At 55.2% G+C, this 16,912-nt stretch carries 18 protein-coding genes; 9 read left to right on the top strand and 9 right to left on the bottom strand.

Translation table 11 applies throughout. From position 1 onward, the window contains the following. Positions 1 to 133 precede the first annotated feature (133 nt). Positions 134 to 694 (bottom strand): D-glycero-beta-D-manno-heptose 1,7-bisphosphate 7-phosphatase, encoded by a 561-nt coding sequence (gene gmhB, locus JJB97_RS01715; protein ID WP_238712079.1) that lies wholly within the window; start codon positions 692 to 694, stop codon positions 134 to 136. A gap of 182 nt (positions 695 to 876) precedes the next feature. Here gmhB and metN point away from each other — a divergent pair, with 182 nt between their 5' ends. From metN to JJB97_RS01680, 7 genes are all read left to right on the top strand, one after another. Next, a complete protein-coding gene (gene metN / locus JJB97_RS01710; protein WP_238712074.1) occupies positions 877 to 1,908 on the top strand; it encodes a methionine ABC transporter ATP-binding protein MetN in 1,032 nt (343 codons plus the stop codon). Beyond that, entirely contained in the window at positions 1,901 to 2,554 is a 654-nt protein-coding gene (locus JJB97_RS01705; RefSeq protein WP_238712073.1) for a methionine ABC transporter permease MetI, read from the top strand. Before metN ends, JJB97_RS01705 begins: the two co-directional genes overlap by 8 nt. Before the next feature lie 95 nt (positions 2,555 to 2,649). Further along, positions 2,650 to 3,465, top strand: coding sequence for a MetQ/NlpA family lipoprotein (locus JJB97_RS01700; protein ID WP_238712072.1), 816 nt, complete (start codon positions 2,650 to 2,652; stop codon positions 3,463 to 3,465). A gap of 114 nt (positions 3,466 to 3,579) precedes the next feature. After that, positions 3,580 to 3,984, top strand: coding sequence for an Rcs stress response system protein RcsF (rcsF, locus tag JJB97_RS01695; RefSeq protein ID WP_238712071.1), 405 nt, complete (start codon positions 3,580 to 3,582; stop codon positions 3,982 to 3,984). Next, positions 3,981 to 4,688, top strand: coding sequence for a tRNA (N6-threonylcarbamoyladenosine(37)-N6)-methyltransferase TrmO (gene tsaA / locus JJB97_RS01690; protein ID WP_238712070.1), 708 nt, complete (start codon positions 3,981 to 3,983; stop codon positions 4,686 to 4,688). The genes rcsF and tsaA overlap by 4 nt, the downstream gene beginning before the upstream one ends. Positions 4,689 to 4,878: 190 nt before the next feature. Beyond that, the gene (gene proS / locus JJB97_RS01685; protein ID WP_238712069.1) at positions 4,879 to 6,597 is read left to right on the top strand and encodes a proline--tRNA ligase; all 1,719 of its coding nucleotides are present in this window, start codon (positions 4,879 to 4,881) and stop codon (positions 6,595 to 6,597) included. Between the two features lie 60 nt (positions 6,598 to 6,657). Further along, positions 6,658 to 7,443: a YaeF family permuted papain-like enzyme gene (locus JJB97_RS01680; protein ID WP_238712068.1), complete on the top strand. Its 786-nt coding sequence runs from the start codon at positions 6,658 to 6,660 to the stop codon at positions 7,441 to 7,443. A 31-nt stretch (positions 7,444 to 7,474) separates the two neighbouring features. Here JJB97_RS01680 and nlpE read toward each other — a convergent pair whose 3' ends face one another. Genes nlpE through JJB97_RS01665 form a run of 3 tightly spaced genes read right to left on the bottom strand, consistent with a single transcriptional unit; the run spans position 7,475 to position 9,132 of the window. Then, complete coding sequence (gene nlpE / locus JJB97_RS01675) at positions 7,475 to 8,146, bottom strand: envelope stress response activation lipoprotein NlpE (RefSeq protein WP_238712067.1); 672 nt, start codon at positions 8,144 to 8,146, stop codon at positions 7,475 to 7,477. 33 nt (positions 8,147 to 8,179) lie between these two features. Beyond that, on the bottom strand, positions 8,180 to 8,593 hold the full coding sequence (gene arfB / locus JJB97_RS01670; RefSeq protein WP_238712066.1) for an alternative ribosome rescue aminoacyl-tRNA hydrolase ArfB: 414 nt from the start codon (positions 8,591 to 8,593) through the stop codon (positions 8,180 to 8,182). After that, positions 8,590 to 9,132, bottom strand: coding sequence for a YaeQ family protein (locus tag JJB97_RS01665; RefSeq protein WP_238712065.1), 543 nt, complete (start codon positions 9,130 to 9,132; stop codon positions 8,590 to 8,592). The genes arfB and JJB97_RS01665 overlap by 4 nt, the downstream gene beginning before the upstream one ends. 251 nt (positions 9,133 to 9,383) lie before the next feature. Between JJB97_RS01665 and JJB97_RS01660 the strand changes: the two genes are divergently transcribed. Next, positions 9,384 to 9,584, top strand: coding sequence for a YaeP family protein (locus JJB97_RS01660; protein ID WP_238712064.1), 201 nt, complete (start codon positions 9,384 to 9,386; stop codon positions 9,582 to 9,584). Further along, positions 9,571 to 9,831: a Rho-binding antiterminator gene (gene rof / locus JJB97_RS01655; RefSeq protein ID WP_238712063.1), complete on the top strand. Its 261-nt coding sequence runs from the start codon at positions 9,571 to 9,573 to the stop codon at positions 9,829 to 9,831. The genes JJB97_RS01660 and rof overlap by 14 nt, the downstream gene beginning before the upstream one ends. A gap of 326 nt (positions 9,832 to 10,157) precedes the next feature. Here rof and JJB97_RS01650 read toward each other — a convergent pair whose 3' ends face one another. From JJB97_RS01650 to dnaE, 5 genes are all read right to left on the bottom strand, one after another. Next, complete coding sequence (locus JJB97_RS01650; protein WP_238712062.1) at positions 10,158 to 10,481, bottom strand: c-type cytochrome; 324 nt, start codon at positions 10,479 to 10,481, stop codon at positions 10,158 to 10,160. Then, a complete protein-coding gene (gene tilS / locus JJB97_RS01645) occupies positions 10,478 to 11,785 on the bottom strand; it encodes a tRNA lysidine(34) synthetase TilS (protein WP_238712061.1) in 1,308 nt (435 codons plus the stop codon). Before tilS ends, JJB97_RS01650 begins: the two co-directional genes overlap by 4 nt. Before the next feature lie 65 nt (positions 11,786 to 11,850). After that, a complete protein-coding gene (locus JJB97_RS01640) occupies positions 11,851 to 12,240 on the bottom strand; it encodes a VOC family protein (protein ID WP_238712060.1) in 390 nt (129 codons plus the stop codon). A 136-nt stretch (positions 12,241 to 12,376) separates the two neighbouring features. Next, positions 12,377 to 13,336 carry an acetyl-CoA carboxylase carboxyl transferase subunit alpha gene (gene accA, locus JJB97_RS01635; RefSeq protein ID WP_238712059.1) on the bottom strand — a complete coding sequence of 320 codons (960 nt, stop codon included), beginning with the start codon at positions 13,334 to 13,336 and terminating at the stop codon, positions 12,377 to 12,379. 90 nt (positions 13,337 to 13,426) lie between these two features. Beyond that, positions 13,427 to 16,909, bottom strand: coding sequence for a DNA polymerase III subunit alpha (gene dnaE / locus JJB97_RS01630; protein ID WP_238712058.1), 3,483 nt, complete (start codon positions 16,907 to 16,909; stop codon positions 13,427 to 13,429). Positions 16,910 to 16,912 lie beyond the last annotated feature (3 nt).

Genomic DNA, 16,912 nt, shown 5'->3' with positions numbered 1-16,912 from the left:
TCTGCCAACCCGGCGGCTGATTTTGCCTGCTGCCGTGTCGATGGAGGCGCATTATAGGGCGCGCAGAGCGGATAGCAAGCGCAAAATTTAAAAAGTTTTTCAACCGCTCATTTTTCACGCACGAAGACGATAATTACCGCTTTTTAATCATTTCAGGCAGCGTTGCAAGGCTGTCGATAACCCAATCTGCCGCCGCCTCGCCTGCCGACGTCACCGGTTTACCGGTACGCACCAGCACTTTGGTGCCCACGCCTGCGGCTGTTGCCGCCTGCATATCTTCCAGCTTATCGCCTACCATATAAGAAGCCTCCATATCGATATGCAGAAAGTCGCGCGCGGCATTCAACATACCCGGCTGCGGTTTACGGCAGTCGCACTGCTGGCGACAGGCATCCAGTAAGGCTTCAGGGTGATGCGGACAATAATAAATACCGTCGAGATCCACCCCGCGGTCCGCCAGCGACCAGTCCATCCACTCGGTAAGTTGTTCAAACTGCGCTTCGCTAAAAATACCGCGCGCAATGCCGGACTGGTTTGTCACCAGCACCAGCGCAAACCCCATCGCTTTTAGCTCACGAAGGGCATCGATAACCCCATCAATAAATTCAAACCTGTCGATCTCGTGGACATAGCCGTGATCGATATTTATCGTGCCGTCACGATCGAGAAAAATGGCGGGGACACGTTTAGCCACCGGTAGCTCCTGTTTGGCATAGACTGACTGGCGCACATCATAGCCCTGATAGCCGAACGTGGCTATCACACTCTGATTGATTTAGACGTCTGGATGCCTTAACATCCATTTCCATTACGAACATGCTATACGCGGCACAACACCATGCCACGGCTAACTCTTTATAAGATAAAAATAATCTGATGATTAAACTTTCCAGAATCACTAAGGTGTTCCAGCAGGGCAATCGCACGATCCAGGCATTGAACAACGTCAGCCTGCACGTTCCTGCCGGGCAGATTTATGGCGTTATTGGCGCCTCCGGCGCAGGTAAAAGCACGCTTATCCGCTGCGTTAACCTGCTGGAGCGCCCAACGCAGGGCAGCGTGCTTGTCGATGGCCTGGATCTGACTACCCTGAGTGAAGCACAGCTAACCAAAGCCCGCCGCCAGATAGGCATGATATTCCAGCATTTTAATTTACTTTCATCGCGTACCGTTTTCGGCAACGTGGCGCTGCCGCTGGAGCTTGACAATACGCCGCGCGCTGAAATCAAACGCCGCGTTAGCGAGCTACTCGAACTTGTCGGCCTGTCAGATAAACATGACGCCTACCCTGCCAACCTGTCGGGAGGGCAGAAGCAGCGCGTCGCTATCGCCCGCGCGCTGGCCAGTAGCCCCAAAGTTTTGCTATGCGATGAAGCGACCAGCGCGCTGGATCCGGCGACCACGCGCGCCATTCTGGAGCTGCTCAAAGACATTAACCGCCGGCTTGGCCTGACAATTTTGCTCATTACTCATGAAATGGACGTTGTAAAACGCATCTGCGATTGCGTAGCGGTAATCAGCAACGGCGAGCTCATTGAGCAGGACACCGTCAGCGAAGTGTTCTCTCATCCAAAAACGCCGCTGGCGCAGCAGTTTATTCAGTCAACGCTGCATCTGGATATTCCGGAAGACTACGCCAGGCGGCTAAGCCCTGACCCCAGGACAGACTCGGTGCCATTAATGCGTCTGGAGTTCACCGGCCAGTCGGTGGATGCGCCATTGCTGTCGGAAACCGCGCGCCGCTTTAATGTTAACAACAACATCATTAGCGCGCAGATGGATTACGCCGGCGGCGTTAAATTCGGCATTATGCTGGCAGAAGTACACGGCGATAAAGAAAATACACAGGCTGCCATCGCATACCTGCAGCAGCATCACGTAAAAGTAGAGGTGCTGGGTTATGTCTGAGGCAATGATGTGGTTACTGGTTCGCGGCATCTGGGAAACGCTGGCAATGACCTTTGTCTCCGGCTTTTTTGGATTTGTGATTGGCCTGCCGGTTGGCGTATTACTCTATATCACTCGTCCAGGGCAGATCGTACAAAACGTGGCGTTTTATCGCCTGACGTCAGCGCTGGTCAATATTTTTCGCTCCATCCCCTTCATTATTTTGCTGGTATGGATGATTCCCTTCACGCGCGCCATTGTCGGCACCTCTATCGGGCTACAGGCGGCGATTGTCCCGCTGACCGTCGGCGCCGCGCCGTTTATCGCACGCATGGTGGAAAACGCGCTGCTGGAAATTCCATCAGGTCTGATTGAAGCATCCCGCGCGATGGGCGCCACACCGCTGCAAATTATTCGCAAGGTGCTGCTGCCGGAAGCGCTGCCGGGGCTTGTAAATGCCGCAACCATTACGCTTATCACGCTTGTAGGCTATTCTGCTATGGGCGGCGCCGTAGGCGCTGGCGGTTTGGGGCAGATTGGCTATCAGTACGGATATATCGGCTACAACGCGACAGTCATGAACACAGTACTGGTGCTGCTGGTTGTGCTGGTCTATCTGATTCAGTTCTGCGGTGACAGCATCGTTCGGGCCGTTACGCGTAAATAACACCACTTTCCTCACCGTTTCGGGCCGCGCGCACCGCGCGCGGCAACTAACGCAGCGTGAGGATTTCGTATTCGACTCATACAGAAGGAAGGGTTATGGCTATTAAGTTTAAAACTGTTGCGGCAATCGGCGCGCTGCTTGGCTCCCTGGCGCTGGCAGGCTGCGGGCAGGAAGAAAAAGATCCAAACCATATCAAAGTCGGCGTTATCGTTGGCGCAGAGCAGCAGGTTGCGGAAGTAGCGCAGAAAGTGGCAAAAGAGAAATATGGTCTGGATGTTGAACTGGTGACGTTTAACGATTATGTGCTGCCAAACGAAGCGCTGAGCAAAGGCGATATCGATGTTAACGCCTTCCAGCATAAACCCTATCTGGATCAGCAAATTAAAGATCGTGGATATAAACTGGTGCCGGTCGGCAACACGTTTGTCTACCCTATTGCCGGCTATTCCAAAAAAATTAAATCGCTGGACGAACTCCAGCCAGGCTCTCAGGTCGCTATTCCCAACGATCCGACCAACCTTGGTCGCTCTTTGCTGTTATTACAGCATGTAGGGCTGATTAAATTAAAAGACGGCATTGGCCTGTTGCCAACCGTGCTGGATGTGACCGAAAACCCCAAAAACCTGAAGCTGGTTGAGCTGGAAGCGCCACAGCTACCGCGCTCTCTGGACGACGCGCAAATCGCGCTGGCCGTGATCAACACCACTTACGCAAGCCAAATCAACCTGACGCCAGCGAAAGACGGCATCTTTGTTGAAGATAAAAATTCGCCGTACGTTAATCTTATCGTTGCGCGCGAAGACGACAAGGATGCGGAAAACGTGAAGAAATTTGTACAGGCCTATCAATCTGACGACGTGGCGAATGCGGCCGATAAAATCTTCAACGGCGGCGCCGTCAGGGGGTGGTAACGGGGTTTTCACACTTTTTACACAAAAAATTCAGGACGGGCCGCTGCCCGTCTTGTTATTTAGGCCATAGATTGATTCAATAAACGCCGTTTGATTATTCATTGAGGAAAAATTATGCGTGCTTTACCGATCTGTCTATTAGCACTCACGCTAAGCGGATGTACACTGCTAAACAGATCTCCCGTGGAACCTGTTGAAAGCACCGCGCCCCCCGTTAAGCCAGAGCCTGTTCGCCCGAAAGCGCCGCGCCCCGCACCGGTAAAAATTTATACCAAAGCTGAAGCATTAGTGGGAAAACCGTTTCGCGATTTAGGGGAAGTCACGGGCGAAGCCTGTCAGAGCAGCAGCCAGGACTCGCCGCCTAACATCGCAACCGCACGTAAACGAATGCAGATTAACGCATCAAAAATGAAAGCGAACGCCGTGCTACAACATAGCTGCGAAATTATCACCGGCGCGCCGGGCTGTTATCGCCAGGCCGTATGCGTGGGCTCTGCGCTAAAAGTTACTGCGCAATGACCAAATACCGTTTCGAACAAATCGGCGTTATTCATTCACCGTATAAAGAGAAGTTTGCCGTACCGCGCCAGCCAGGGCTGGTAAAAAGCGGCGGCGGCGAGCTTCATCTGCTTTCCCCCTGGCATCAGCCAGATGCTGTACGCGGTCTTGAAGGCTTTAGCCACCTCTGGATCCTGTTTATTTTTCACCAAACAATGGATAAAGGCGCAAGCCCCACTGTGCGCCCGCCCCGTCTCGGGGGCAACACGCGCATGGGTGTTTTCGCCACCCGCTCCACGTTCCGCCCTAATCCAGTCGGTATGTCGCTGGTTGAGCTAAAAGGTATTGAATACCGTAAGGATCGCATCATATTACAGCTGGGTAGTCTGGATCTGGTGGACGGCACGCCGGTTATTGACATTAAACCCTATTTGCCGTTTGCCGAAGCGCTGCCGGATGCGCGCGCCGGCTATGCGCAGCAAGCGCCCGAAGCGGCAATACATGTCAGTTTTACCCCCGACGCCGAACAACAGCTCAGCGCTCTGGCGACGCGTTACCCCAGCCTGAAAACCTTCATTATTGAAGTGCTGTCTCAGGATCCGCGTCCTGCCTATCGCAAGGGCGAAAATAAAGGCCGGGATTATGCCGTCTGGCTAATGGATTTTAACGTGCGCTGGCGCGTTAACGAGCAAGGCTTCGAGGTCTTTGCGCTGCAGCCGCGTTAATTTCCATATGTTCGCTTTTGGCAACTTCGCCACGCTGGTAAACTACGTCACAGTTCATTTGCGCGGCGGGAAACCCGCCGGTAATGCCGTCCGGGTCGCCAGCGTTACCATTGCCGAAAAATGAAGATTTAATTTTTGTACCAGGCTTGCTCTGAGCCTGTCTCAGACTGTTCATATGGAACCTTAAAACATGCGTACTAGCCAATACATGCTCTCCACACTCAAGGAGACGCCCGCCGACGCCGAAGTCATCAGCCACCAGTTGATGCTGCGCGCCGGGATGATTCGCAAGCTGGCCTCCGGGTTATATACCTGGCTGCCGACCGGCCTGCGCGTCCTGAAAAAAGTCGAAAATATCGTGCGTGAAGAAATGAATAACGCCGGGGCCATTGAGGTATCCATGCCAGTTGTACAGCCAGCCGATCTGTGGCAGGAAAGCGGGCGCTGGGAGCAGTATGGCCCGGAACTGCTGCGGTTTGTTGACCGCGGCGAACGCCCGTTCGTGCTTGGCCCTACGCATGAAGAAGTCATCACCGATCTGATTCGCAATGAGCTGAGTTCTTATAAACAGCTACCGCTAAACTTTTTCCAGATTCAGACAAAATTCCGCGATGAAGTACGCCCGCGCTTCGGCGTAATGCGCTCACGCGAATTCATCATGAAGGATGCTTATTCTTTCCATACGTCTCAGGCATCCTTGCAGGAAACTTATGACAGGATGTACGGGGCCTATAGCCAGATTTTTACCCGCATCGGGCTGGACTTCCGTGCCGTGCAGGCCGACACAGGCTCCATCGGCGGCAGCGCCTCGCATGAATTCCAGGTGCTGGCGCAGAGCGGCGAAGACGATATTATCTTCTCTACTCAATCCGATTACGCAGCCAATATCGAGCTGGCCGAAGCCGTCGCGCCGTCAACGCCGCGCGCCCCTGCGACGCAGGCGATGACGCTGGTCGATACGCCGAATGCTAAAACCATTGCCGAGCTGGTTGAGCAACACAATCTGCCTGTTGAAAAAACCGTGAAAACCCTGCTGGTGAAAGCGGAAGAAGGCTGCGAAACCCCACTGGTTGCTCTGCTGGTGCGCGGCGATCATGAACTCAACGAGGTAAAGGCTGAAAAGCTGGCCCAGGTCGCCAGCCCGCTCACCTTTGCAACCGAGGCTGAAATCCGCGCTGTGATCAATGCCGGCCCGGGATCCCTTGGCCCTGTTAACCTACCTGTGCCAATGGTCATTGACCGCAGCGTGGCGGTCATGAGCGATTTTAGCGCTGGCGCTAATATCGACGGCAAACATTTCTTCGGTATCAATTGGGAACGCGACGTCGCGCTGCCGCAGGTGGCGGATATTCGCAACGTCGTAGTAGGCGATGCCAGCCCGGACGGTAAAGGCACGCTTATGATTCGACGCGGTATCGAAGTGGGCCATATTTTCCAGCTCGGCACCAAATACTCTGAAGCGATGAAGGCGTCGGTGCAGGGCGAGGATGGCCGCAACGTCACGTTGAAGATGGGCTGCTACGGCATTGGCGTTACTCGCGTCGTCGCCGCCGCTATCGAACAGCATCACGACGAACGTGGTATCATCTGGCCGGACGCTATCGCGCCTTTTCAGGTGGCGATACTGCCAATGAATATGCATAAATCCTTCCGCGTGAAGGATCTGGCGGAACAGTTGTACAGCGAACTGCGCGCCCACGGCATCGACGTGCTGCTGGACGATCGCAAAGAACGACCGGGCGTAATGTTTGCGGATATGGAGCTGATTGGTATCCCTCACACTATCGTGCTGGGCGATCGCAACCTTGATAACGATGATATTGAATATAAGCACCGTCGCGAAGGTGAAAAACAGTTGATCAAAACCGGCGATATCGTTGATTACCTGTTAGCGAAAATTAAAAAGTAAAACGTTACGGCGCCCCGTTTCTCACGGGGCGTTGCTTTATCTGAGACAAAGGCGTGTCTTATGGCATTCAGATTCTCTCTGGCATTCCTGCCCGTTCTGGTCGGCTGTACTATGGATATCGGCCCTTCTCCTGAAACACAAAAGCTAACGCTCAGCCTACAGCGCCAAAGTTCAGCGCCCGGCAATACGCTGCGCGATATCGCGCCTGAGCAGTTGCTTGCCGGCGATTTGCTGTTTTCTTCTTCGCTCGGGCTAACTTCGCTGGGCATCCGGCTGTTCAGCACCTCGTCAGTCAGCCATGTCGCGGTTTACATTGGAGATGGGCAGGTCGCAGAAGCGGTTGGCGATGGCGTACAGATCGTAACGCTCGACGATGTGCTTCGCCATAGCGATAAGCTTTTTGCTCTACGGCTGGCGGACCTTACCCCGGAGCAGGCGCAGTCCATTACGCGCTTCGCCCATAGTAAAAACGGCAGCCGCTATAACTATGGCGGCATTGCTGAGATGGTGCCGTTTATGCTGACAAAACAGCTTTGCTCGCTAAACCCTTTCTCACGCGATTTTCGCCAACAGTGCATACAGGGGCTGGCCAGCGCGCAGCTCAGTACAGTAAACGGACAGACAAAGAACAGCTACTTTTGCTCTGAGTTTGTTACCGCCGCTTATGCCAGCGCCGGACGCCCGCTAACCCATGGGGAATCAAGCTGGGTCAGCCCGTCTGATCTAATGCATATGCGCGTTGGCGATGTGGCATCGCTGGCCCCCGAGCAATCGCTGATTTACGTAGGACACCTCAAGCAGGGGATTTATTTAAAGGCAAGAAAGCTGGCGCGGCTCGGCCGCTGAGCAACGCAGCGGCCAGGACTGCGGGTAAAAATTAGTCATCGCAGCCTTTGCCGGGGCTAAAGCGCCCGTCGCTATCGGCTTTTAGCGCCTTAAACGCTGCTCCCGTATCGGGGTTTTCCATATGGATGTAATGCGCTTTTAGCACCACCAGTACGGGTTTAGCCGCACCGCCAAAGCCGCGTTCCAACTGCGCGTTGTCTGCCATCAGAAAAGTGCGGCCAGTCGCACAATCCTGAAAGGTGGCGGTATCAGCCATATAGCGATACATTCCTTTCATCGCGATGGGCGTCGTCGGTAACGGCATATCCGTCGCTTTTAGCGTATGGTTGAACGGTGAATCAATGTGTTTACCACTGTTATCCAGTATTTCCAGCGCTTCGTTGCGAGCGAGAAGATACGTTTTCATGCCTTTATTATCTGTCAGAACCAGTTTTTCTGCGGTACGCGCCCATGTGCCATAGTTGCCATAGCTGCCCGGCGTTTTGCCGCCGATATAACGTATATTGCTCACCCAGGTACCGTCTTTTTCCAGAAACAGAGAAACATCAATACCTTCGCAATCAGCACACGGCAGCACGCCGTGATAACTTTGCTGCATCGGCTTTAGCGGCACCAACCGCTCATCCATGCCGGAACGGTTATGGCAGCCAAACAGAGAAAACAGTACGGCGGCTGCCATCGCAGATAACATCAGTTTTTTCACAGACAGCTCCTTGCAGATAAACAGTTAACTTAATTAATCCCGGACCCGGCCGCGCAGCGCCTTGGTTACCGATTTTTGCGCTTTAGCGTGCAGCCTGCGCTCTTTTGAGGCTCGCGTCGGGCGGGTGGCTTTACGGCTTTTAGCAACCGTCGTTAGCTCGCGAAGCAGCGTAACCAGACGTGCCAGCGCCGCCTCACGGTTCATTTCCTGGCTACGATATTCCTGCGCCTTGATAACGACAATACCTTCCGGCGTAATCAGGTGATGGCGAGCTGCCAGCAGGCGCGCTTTCCAGGCCTGCGGCAGGCTGGAAGCGCAAATATCAAACCGCAGGTGGATAGCCGTCGCGGTTTTGTTGACGTGTTGCCCCCCCGCCCCCTGCGCACGTATGGCGTTAAGGCTAACTTCCTCTTCGCTAATCGCCACGTTATGTGAGATGGCAATCACGCGCTCTGCCACACCGCTAACTGCAGTTCCAGATGGCGCTCTGCATCAGAAAGCCACAGGATGCCATCCTGGTACGTTGCCTGTAACGACATATTGCGCTCTGCCAACGCGCTCAACTGTGACAACTGTTCATCGTTAATGTTCCAGATAGTCAGATTAGTAAATTTCGCCAGCAGCGCCTGGTTCTGCTGCCGCCAGACCTGCGCTGCCCGGCTGTTGTAAGTAAACAACGCTACCTGCGCAGACTGGCTACACGCTTTTTTCAGCCGTTTTTCCTCCGGCAGGCCCAGTTCAATCCACCACTCAATTCCCATATGATCGTTACGCAGCCATAGATCCGGTTCTTCATCCGCACACAGCCCACGCGTAAAAACCAGCCGCTCATCGGCGTAAAGTATCCACGCCAGCAGGCGCAACATCATACGCTGCTGCGTTTCCGATGGATGACAGGCCAGCGTCAGGTTGGCGTCCAGGAAACGGTTACGATCAAGATCGGCAACGTTAACCGCTGCCTTATAGATAGTCGCTTTTAATGCCACAGGCCCCTCCGAAACAAACAGGCGTTAGTGTAACGGAAAGCCGGCAACGTTGCTGCATCGCCTCTGTATATCACGCCATTTAGTCTGTATCCGGCATAAACACCGTCGTGTAGAATATTGTCCACGCATAAGAGGGCTGGCGACCGCTCAGCCCGGGAAGGGCGCCGCCTTGCTAAACACGGTTAACCCTCGTAGGCTTAAACCGGCGCCCCGAATAAAAGTCTGTTGTCAGGGCTGTGACAGGAGGGCATATGGAAAAATATTGTGAATTAATACGCCGTCGTTACAGTGAGATCGCCAGCGGCGAGCTGGGTTATATCCCGGATGCGCTCGGCTGCGTATTAAAGGTTCTGAATGAAATAGCGTCTAACGAAGCGCTTTCAGAATCAGTCAGGGAACAGGCAGCCTGCGCTGCCGCAAATTTACTGGTGAGCGACTATGTCAATGAATGAAATGTATCACCCCATCAATTGCGATGATTATGACAATCTCGAACTCGCCTGCCAACATCATCTGCGGTTAACGCTGGAACTCAAAAGCGGAGAGGCATTTGAAGCAAAAGCCAGCGATCTTATCACCCGTAAAAATATTGAATATCTGATTATCGAAGATGCCGGCGTTCAGCGAGAAGTTCGCCTGGATAAGATTAACAGTTTCAGCCACCCCCGGATTGGCACCATTATCATTAGCGACGAATAGCACGACAATTCACATAACGGGCAGTTGTGGGCTTAACGCTGGCTGCGTAGGGCCACTGAAGCCCGCTGCCCCGCAAAGACTCCGCCGCTTCGCGGTACGCTCAACGCAAAGCGGTCGGCCCAACATTCTGTCTCCCGTCCCGGGCGCGCAGCCTTTGCCTGCGACTGCCGTTCGCCATTTTAGCGGGCGAACTTTCCATACGGTAAGGTAATTCTGTACGCGTTAAAAGCGACCTGGGATACGGCAAGCCGCCTGACAGGAGCCGTCCAACTTTATGGGGTCAGTCCATAATGCGGGCCTCAACCGACGGCGACCTTGTTTGCGCCTTAATGGGCAGCGTTGCCCTTGCTGGCGTAATAGGCCGCGAGATTCTCAATATCCTCATCAGATAAACCGCTAACATAGGCCTTCATAATCTCAGCCTGACCACCGCTGCGCTCACCCTTTTTATAGGCGTGCATCGCCTGGGAAAGGTATGCTTCGCTCTGCCCGGCAATGGAAGGGTACAGCGGTACCGACGAGACGCCCTCTGCGCCGTGACAGGCGACACACATCGCCGCTTTGCTTTCACCGGCCTGCGGGTCGCCTTTTGCCAGCGTTGGTAAACTTAGCGCAAGCAAGCCCATAACCAGCACTGCTCTTTTCATCATTGCTCCTGCTCCTTTTTCCAGTCTAATAGCCAACTCTGCCCGGGCTGCGCCTGGCCCTCCTGCGTAATGAACACGCCGGGCGCGGCGACAGGCTGCTCGCCATAAAACAACAGCGGCGTTGCGGCGCGCTGCCAGGGGGGGATCCCCAGTTCCTGCCACAGTTTTTTTATCGTTCTTCCACGCTCGCGGCCTACAATATGTATCTGCCCGTGCGCGCCGAAGCGCACGCTAACCGGCTCGTCGGCACGCGGCGGCCGCACAGCGATGCCGCTGTCGCCCCAACACAGCATACCCAGCCCCTCCGGCAATACAAGCGGCTGGCGGCTGTCGCGCCACTTAAGGCAAACGCCGTCTAACGACATACGCGTTTTTACCCACCACAGCGCCCCACGATAGCGTCGCACGGCATAAGCGCCAAAGCGCAGTTGCGGCGCTGCGTCTTCGCGGGCGCAGGCCACTTCCTCCCACAGACGAGTCAGCGCCGCCCGTGACGGCATGGCCACCTTCAGATGCGCAAACCAGCGACGCAGCAGCGCATTGCGCCGCGCCTCGCTCATTTCTGCCAGCGGCGCGATACGCAGCGTATTATCAGCGCCCAGCAGCCCGGACAAAGCATCGGACAACAGCTCATCCAACAGTTGCTCCTGTTCGCCGCACAGCGCCGCGCTACGGGCCGCTGCCCGTGCGAAGTGCGGCCAGCGCGCCTGCAAAAGCGGCAGCACATGCAGCCGCAAAAAGTTGCGATCGAAGCTATCGTCAGCATTGCTGTCATCGTCAATCCAGCACAAGCGATGTTGCCTGGCCCAGGCCTCAAGTTCGCTACGCGGCGTATCCAACAGCGGGCGCAACAGCACGGTGTGGGCAAATGCTAACCGCTGCGGCATTGCCGCAAGCCCTGCCGGACCACTCCCGCGCCGCAGCGCCAGCAACAGCGTTTCACACTGATCGTCCAGATGCTGCGCCGTCACCAACGCTTCATCCGGCGCCAGCGCCGAGGCGAGCGCCCGGTAACGCGCTTCCCGCGCCTGGGCCTCAGGCCCCTGCCCCCTGTTTTCCAGCGTCACGCGGCGCACCTGTAGCGGCACGTTCCAGCTATCACAAATTTCCTGGCAATGTTCAACCCAGGCATCGGCAAACCGGCTAATGCCATGATGTATATGAACCGCGCGCAGTTGCAGCGCGGGATGGCGCTCACGTAGCTGCACCAGACGATACAGCAGAACAGTAGAGTCCAGCCCGCCGCTGAAGGCCACCAGCAGACGGCGCTCTGGCTCCAGCCAGTCGGGCAACGGAGGAGATGTCATAGTCGGGATAAATATCAGAGAATGTTGCCGGCAACGTTACCGGGCCGCGCTGTGCGACGCAAGCTTTACTGCTGATAAAGCTCCAGCGGCAGCCCGTCGGGATCGGTGAAAAATGTAAAGCGCTTATCGGTAAGCGGATCGCGCCGGACGGGTTCGCTATGTATTCCATGATGCGCCAGATGGGCTACGGCGGCATCAAGGTCGTTAACGCTAAAAGCAAGATGACGTAGACCGCAGGCTTCAGGGTGACTCAAGCGCGCAGGCGGGAAAGGAAAAGAAAAAAGCTCAAGGGTGTATTGTCCATTGAGCGCCAAATCGCCTTTCCAGGAATCACGCTCTTCGCGATACACCTCTGACATCAGCGTAAAGCCAAGGATATCGCAATAGAATGCCTTACTGCGCGCATAATCGGTGGCAATAATGGCAATGTGATGTACGTTTTTCAGACCCAGCATGCGCGTCTCCTTTTTATCCCAATTCTGACGTTACGGGTTTCAGGCTCCGTTCGACAAGCCGCTTCTCGCCTTTTCGGAATGCTCTGCGAATGAAAAAGGCCGGAAAACCGGCCCCTTAGACGCATGATGCCCGGAATCAGGCGTAGCCGTAACTCATCAGGCGCTGATAGCGGCGATTGAGCAGATCGTCCGTGCTTAACACATCAAGATCCGCCAGATCTGCCAGCAACTGCGCCTTAAGCGCGGCAGCCATCGCTTCCGGATTACGATGCGCGCCGCCCAGCGGCTCTGTAATCACGGTATCGATAAGCTTTAGCTCTTTCAGGCGAGGCGCGATAATGCCCATAGCCTCTGCCGCCAGCGGCGCTTTATCGGCGCTTTTCCACAAAATAGACGCGCAGCCTTCAGGAGAGATAACTGAATAGGTGCTGTACTGCAGCATATTCACTTTATCGCCAACGCCAATCGCCAGCGCGCCGCCGGATCCGCCTTCGCCAATAACGGTGCAGATCACCGGTATTTTCAGGCCGGACATTTCACGCAGGTTACGCGCGATAGCTTCGGACTGGCCGCGTTCTTCCGCCCCCACGCCGGGATAGGCGCCCGGCGTATCGATAAAGGTGATGACGGGCATATTGAAACGCTCGGCCATCTCCATTAAACGCAGCGCTTTGCGATAACCTTCCGGCGCGGGCATACCGAAGTTACGGCGGATTTTCTCTTTTGTTTCACGCCCTTTCTGATGGCCGATAACCATCACAGGGCGGCCGTCCAGACGCGCTATACCGCCCACGATCGCTTTGTCGTCCGCATAGGCGCGATCGCCTGCCAGTTCATCAAACTCATCGAACGCAAAGCGCAGATAATCAAGGGTATAAGGGCGCTGCGGATGGCGCGCCAGTTGAGCTATTTGCCATGCGCCAAGATCGGCGAAGATTTTGCGGGTCAGTTCCACGCTTTTTTCACGCAGACGATGAACCTCTTCATCGATATTAATATCCAGTTTGTCATCCTGACGGCTCACGGCGGTCAGAGAATCGATTTTCGCTTCCAGCTCTGCAATCGGCTGTTCGAAATCAAGGAAATTCAGACTCATAATATTCCTGTTTTAGTCAAGCTCCGGCTCCACCTGCTACAAACCCGGCACGCCACGCGGCTAAAGGTTAATGGTTCGCGCCAGGGCAAATCAGTCAAACTCCAGCTCCACCTGCTCTGAACCGATCAGCCCACGGAGATCGTTTAGTAAACGATCGCTTGGCGATACGCGCCAGGCTGCGCCAAAGCGCAGACGCGCTCGCGCATCCGCCCTCTGATAGTAGAGATGTACTGGAATGGTTCCCGAACGATGGGGCTCCAGAGATTGACGGAGTCGGTTTAAAAGCTGGTCATCAATTTGCCTGTCCGTTAGCGAGATAGCAAGCCCGCGAGCATACTTTTCGCGAGCTTCGTCGATGTCCATCACTTCGCGGGCCATCATTTTCAGGCCCCCGCTGAAGTCATCAAAACTCACCTGCCCGCTAACGATCAGAATACGGTCTTTCTCCAGCAAATGCTGGTATTTCTCCAGCGCCTCGGTAAACAGCATCACTTCAAGGCGCCCGGAACGGTCATCCAGCGTACAGATGCCGATGCGGTTGCCGCGCTTGGTTACCATCACGCGCGCGGCCAGCACCAGCCCGGCAGCGGTAGTTACTTTACCGCGCTCGGTCGGGTGCATATCTTTCAGGCGCATACCGCCCACGTAGCGCTCAATTTCTTTAAGGTATTGATTGATAGGGTGTCCGGTCAGGTATAACCCTAACGTTTCACGCTCGCCGTCCAGCACGACCTGTTCCGGCCACGGCTGGCAGTTGGCGTAAGACTGTTCAACCTGCTCCGGCGCTTCAGCCAGTACGCCAAACATATCAACCTGGCCTATGGCTTCCGCCTTCGCATGCTGATCGGCGGCCTTGAGCGCGTCGCTCAAGGCGTTCATCAGCGCGGCGCGGTGCGGGCCAAGTCTGTCGAACGCGCCGGACATAATAAGTTTTTCCATCACGCGCTTGTTGATTTTCTTCGTATCGGTGCGCGCGCACAAATCGAAAAGTTCGCGAAAATAGCCGCCGTTATTACGGGCTTCAATAATGGCTTCTATCGGACCTTCCCCAACGCCCTTAATCGCGCCGATACCGTAGACAATTTCACCCTCATCGTTAACGTGGAAGTGATACAGCCCGGAGTTGATATCCGGCGGCAAAATTTTCAGCCCCATACGCCAGCATTCATCCACCAGCCCTACCACCTTATCGGTGTTATCCATATCGGCAGTCATTACCGCTGCCATGAACTCCGCCGGGTAATGGGCCTTCAGCCATAGCGTCTGGTAGGAGACCAGCGCATAAGCCGCCGAGTGCGATTTGTTAAACCCGTAACCGGCGAATTTCTCTACCAGGTCAAAGATTTTTATTGCCAGTTCGCCGTCGATGCCGTTTTTCTTCGCGCCTTCTTCAAACGTGCCGCGCTGCTTAGCCATCTCTTCCGGTTTCTTTTTACCCATTGCGCGGCGCAACATATCCGCGCCGCCGAGCGTATAACCGGAAAGTACCTGGGCAATCTGCATCACCTGTTCCTGATACAGGATGATGCCGTAAGTCGGCTCCAGCACGGGTTTGAGGCTTTCGTGCTGCCACTGAATATCGGGATAGGAGATCTCTTCACGCCCGTGTTTACGGTCAATAAAGTTATCCACCATCCCGGACTGCAAGGGACCCGGGCGAAACAGCGCCACCAGGGCTATCATATCTTCAAAGCAGTCAGGCTGCAGACGCTTAATCAGGTCTTTCATGCCGCGCGATTCAAGCTGGAATACCGCCGTGGTTTCCGAGCGCTGCAGCATGTCGAAGCTCTTTTTGTCATCGAGCGCAATGGCGGCGATATCCAGCGGCGGCTCGCCCTGTTTCTCGCGCCGGGCGTTGATCATCTCCAGCGCCCAGTTGATGATGGTGAGCGTACGCAGGCCAAGGAAATCAAATTTCACCAGGCCTGCGTATTCCACGTCGTTCTTATCAAACTGGGTAACCGGATGCTGGCCTGCTTCGTCACAGTACAGCGGCGCGAAGTCGGTGATTTTCGTGGGCGCGATAACCACACCGCCGGCATGCTTACCGGCGTTGCGCGTCACCCCTTCAAGCTTGCGCGCCATATCAATCAGCGCCTTAACTTCTTCGTCTGCCTCGTAAATTTCTGGTAACTGCGGCTCGGCTTCGAATGCCTTCGCAAGCGTCATGCCCGGATCGGGCGGCACCAGTTTTGAGATGCGATCGACGAAGCCATAGGGGTGCCCCAGCACGCGGCCTACGTCACGGATAACCGCCTTCGCCGCCATTGTGCCAAAAGTAATGATTTGCGATACCGCGTCACGGCCATACATGTCCGCCACATGTTCGATAACCTGGTCACGTTTTTCCATGCAGAAGTCAACGTCAAAGTCGGGCATCGAGACGCGTTCGGGGTTCAGGAAACGTTCAAACAGCAGGTCAAATTCCAGCGGATCGAGGTCAGTAATCTTCAGCGCATAGGCCACAAGCGAACCGGCGCCAGAACCTCGCCCTGGCCCTACCGGCACGCCATTGTCCTTCGACCACTGGATAAACTCCATGACTATCAGGAAGTAGCCCGGAAACCCCATCTGGTTGATAACCTGAAGTTCCGTCTCCAGTCGCTCGTCATACTCCGGGCGGCGTTCGGCGCGCTCCTGCGGATCCGCAAACAGAAATTCGAGGCGCTCTTCCAGCCCTTCTCTGGATTTTTTTACCAGGAAGTCTTCGGTGGTCATATCACCGGTTGGAAACTGCGGCAGGAAATATTCCCCCAGACGCACGATAACGTTACAACGTTTTGCGATCTCAACGCTGTTTTCCAGCGCCTCCGGAATATCGGCAAAAAGCTCGCACATTTCCTCCCCGGTGCGCAGATATTGCTGCGCTGAGTAGTTTCGCGGGCGCTTCGGATCGTCAAGCGTGAAGCCATCATGGATAGCAACGCGTATTTCATGGGCATCGAAATCATCGGCGGCCAGGAAACACACGTCATTTGTCGCAACGACCGGCAGGCCGTGACGTTCGGCCAGCTCAATGGCTGCGTGCAGATAGCTTTCTTCATCCGGCCGTCCGGTGCGAACCAGCTCCAGATAGTAGCGATCGGGGAAGTATTGCTGATAAAACGCCACGCACTGCTCGACCAACGCGCTATTGCCGCGAAGCAGGCTTTTACCGACATCCCCCTTTCGCGCCCCGGAAAGAAGGATTAAGCCCTCGTTGAGTTCGGCCAGCCACTGTCTGTCTATCCACGGCCCGGCGGCGCCATAGCCGCGCTGGTAGGCACGGGAAATCAACAGCGTAAGGTTTTGATAACCCTCATTGTTCATCGCCAACGCGGTGATGTGGCAGTATTCATCGCCCAGCCCTTCGCTGAGCATCTGGAAGTCGGCGCCGATAATCGGCTTTATTCCCGCTGCGTGCGCGCCGCCGTAAAACTTTACCAGACCGCAGAGGTTGGTAAAGTCGGTGATCGCCATCGCGGGCATACTAAGCGACGCGGCTTTTTTGACCAACGGCCCGACTTTCGCCAGCCCATCTATCATGGAATAGTCGCTGTGTATCCGCAGGTGGATAAAACGTGGTTCAGCCATTTT

Source organism: Tenebrionibacter intestinalis, from assembly GCF_016632365.1.
Classification (GTDB): Bacteria; Pseudomonadota; Gammaproteobacteria; order Enterobacterales; family Enterobacteriaceae; genus Tenebrionibacter; species Tenebrionibacter intestinalis.
The sequence above is the reverse complement of the archived record's forward strand: the minus strand, read 5'-3'. Positions and strand labels throughout refer to the sequence as shown.

What these genes read in the sequence shown, in the direction of transcription:
- metN (WP_238712074.1), top strand. Translation starts at nt 877, where the DNA reads ATGATTAAACTTTCCAGAATCACTAAGGTGTTCCAGCAGGGCAATCGC.
- JJB97_RS01705 (WP_238712073.1), top strand. Translation starts at nt 1,901, where the DNA reads ATGTCTGAGGCAATGATGTGGTTACTGGTTCGCGGCATCTGGGAAACG.
- JJB97_RS01700 (WP_238712072.1), top strand. Translation starts at nt 2,650, where the DNA reads ATGGCTATTAAGTTTAAAACTGTTGCGGCAATCGGCGCGCTGCTTGGC.
- rcsF (WP_238712071.1), top strand. Translation starts at nt 3,580, where the DNA reads ATGCGTGCTTTACCGATCTGTCTATTAGCACTCACGCTAAGCGGATGT.
- tsaA (WP_238712070.1), top strand. Translation starts at nt 3,981, where the DNA reads ATGACCAAATACCGTTTCGAACAAATCGGCGTTATTCATTCACCGTAT.
- proS (WP_238712069.1), top strand. Translation starts at nt 4,879, where the DNA reads ATGCGTACTAGCCAATACATGCTCTCCACACTCAAGGAGACGCCCGCC.
- JJB97_RS01680 (WP_238712068.1), top strand. Translation starts at nt 6,658, where the DNA reads ATGGCATTCAGATTCTCTCTGGCATTCCTGCCCGTTCTGGTCGGCTGT.
- JJB97_RS01660 (WP_238712064.1), top strand. Translation starts at nt 9,384, where the DNA reads ATGGAAAAATATTGTGAATTAATACGCCGTCGTTACAGTGAGATCGCC.
- rof (WP_238712063.1), top strand. Translation starts at nt 9,571, where the DNA reads ATGTCAATGAATGAAATGTATCACCCCATCAATTGCGATGATTATGAC.
- JJB97_RS01650 (WP_238712062.1), bottom strand. Translation starts at nt 10,481, where the DNA reads ATGATGAAAAGAGCAGTGCTGGTTATGGGCTTGCTTGCGCTAAGTTTA.
- tilS (WP_238712061.1), bottom strand. Translation starts at nt 11,785, where the DNA reads ATGACATCTCCTCCGTTGCCCGACTGGCTGGAGCCAGAGCGCCGTCTG.
- JJB97_RS01640 (WP_238712060.1), bottom strand. Translation starts at nt 12,240, where the DNA reads ATGCTGGGTCTGAAAAACGTACATCACATTGCCATTATTGCCACCGAT.
- accA (WP_238712059.1), bottom strand. Translation starts at nt 13,336, where the DNA reads ATGAGTCTGAATTTCCTTGATTTCGAACAGCCGATTGCAGAGCTGGAA.
- dnaE (WP_238712058.1), bottom strand. Translation starts at nt 16,909, where the DNA reads ATGGCTGAACCACGTTTTATCCACCTGCGGATACACAGCGACTATTCC.